General features: G+C 61.1%; 2 protein-coding genes and 1 pseudogene. 1 reads left to right on the forward strand and 2 read right to left on the reverse strand.

Features of this window, described 5'->3' with window-relative positions:
- The coding region (locus EN780_RS33880; RefSeq protein ID WP_133372872.1) for a histidine phosphatase family protein at positions 1 to 488 on the reverse strand (488 nt) is incomplete at its 3' end.
- Between the two features lie 246 nt (positions 489 to 734).
- On the opposite strand from EN780_RS33880, the gene dksA reads away from it, so the two are divergent.
- The gene (dksA, locus tag EN780_RS33885) at positions 735 to 1,151 is read left to right on the forward strand and encodes an RNA polymerase-binding protein DksA (protein ID WP_126054771.1); all 417 of its coding nucleotides are present in this window, start codon (positions 735 to 737) and stop codon (positions 1,149 to 1,151) included.
- Between the two features lie 220 nt (positions 1,152 to 1,371).
- Here the strand turns inward: dksA and EN780_RS33890 are convergent.
- Positions 1,372 to 1,555 (reverse strand): annotated as a pseudogene (locus EN780_RS33890) (hypothetical protein); the annotation flags it as partial.

Consider the following 1,555-nt stretch of genomic DNA (forward strand, 5'->3'; position numbering starts at 1 on the left):
GTCAGAAAGGCCTCGAGATAGCCGCTGCCCTGCTCGGCATGGGCAAGACTGCCGGGGAAGCGGACGACTGCGAGGCCAGATGTCGGGAAACCATGGTTCATTATGCCACGCGCGGCCTCCTCGCCGTCGCCCGAGACCGCCATGGCGAGATCCTCCGTCATCGGATTGTGGCCGATGACCAGCAGCGAGTCCACCCCGCCATTGTCGCGGATGATGCCGAGATAGCCGGCGGCGTCCTCGCTGTAGAGCGTGTCGAAGAACAGCACCCGGCCGGTATCTGTCTGGCCGGCCAGTCCCTCCAGGGTCTGGCGGGCCCGTTTTGCGTTGGAGCAAAGGGTCAGGTCGGGCACGTAGTTGCGGCTGCGCATGGCTGCCCCGATCGCCTCGGCATCGGCGATGCCGGAGGCATCGAGCGGACGGTCGAAGTCGCGGACGCCGGGCAGCGCCCATCCGGCCTTGGCATGTCTCAACAGGTAGAGTTTGCTCACCGCTCCCCCAAAATGCCTGGTTGGCACAATGGGATTAGCCACGAGAAAGCCATGGCGCACAATGGCCAATAGCCTTCAACCACAACGAATCATGGATGAATTCGATTTCCGCTCGCAAGCATAACGATATCATGGACAGCTGTGGGTCCGATATTACATTTGCGTGAAACGGTCGCCGATTGCGCTTGTGCACGGTTCTCTGCGCGAATATATAGGCGCCAAATTTGGGGTTGTTGGGTGAGTCGAATGAACGACATCGTTACCGCCGATTACGTACCCTCTGAAGACGAGCCGTTCATGAACGAACGGCAGAAATCTTACTTTCGAATGAAGCTCGTCGCCTGGAAGAACGACATTTTGCGCGAAGCGCGCGAAACCCTCGAAATCCTGCAGCAAGAAAACGCCAACCATCCCGACCTCGCCGACCGCGCCTCCTCGGAAACCGACCGAGCCATTGAACTCCGCGCCCGCGATCGTCAGCGCAAGCTCATCTCGAAAATCGATTCCGCGCTCCAGCGCATCGACGAAGGCACTTACGGCTATTGCGAGGAGACTGGCGAGCCGATTGCGCTGAAGCGGCTCGATGCGCGTCCGATCGCGACACTGTCGATCGAGGCGCAGGAGCGCCACGAGCGCCGGGAGAAGGTCTATCGCGACGACTGACGCGCTGGGATAATCACCCAGGGGTTTAGAAAATGGCCGGGCGACCGGCCATTTTTGTGCCCGCGTGACGCGGCTCCCTCGGTTGCCCAAGCGTGTCGCCGGATTTCGGCCTTGCTGGGGCAGGCAAATCCAGGAACAGGCGTGAAACGGCTTTCCGTCCGGAATCGTGTCGAAACAAGCAGATGGCGCGTTCTGCGTCTTCGCGAAACGACGCGCCGTTCTAGCGCTTCTGGCTGGCGAGTTCGCCGAGCAGCTTCGTCATTTCATCGTCGAGCGACGGCGGCGCCTTGGCGGCCGGTTTGCTCGCATGCGATTCATCGAGCGAAACCTCGAGCTCCTGAATCAGCGTATCGTCGATGGAGGTTGGCTTCGCCGGCGGTGGGGCATGCCGGACGGCATTGGTG

It is taken from the genome of Mesorhizobium sp. M4B.F.Ca.ET.089.01.1.1 (assembly GCF_004022605.1).
Taxonomy (GTDB): domain Bacteria; phylum Pseudomonadota; class Alphaproteobacteria; order Rhizobiales; family Rhizobiaceae; genus Mesorhizobium; species Mesorhizobium abyssinicae.

Bases quoted from the DNA above. Each gene is read 5' to 3' on its own strand.
- dksA (WP_126054771.1), top strand. From the start codon at position 735: ATGAACGACATCGTTACCGCCGATTACGTACCCTCTGAAGACGAGCCG.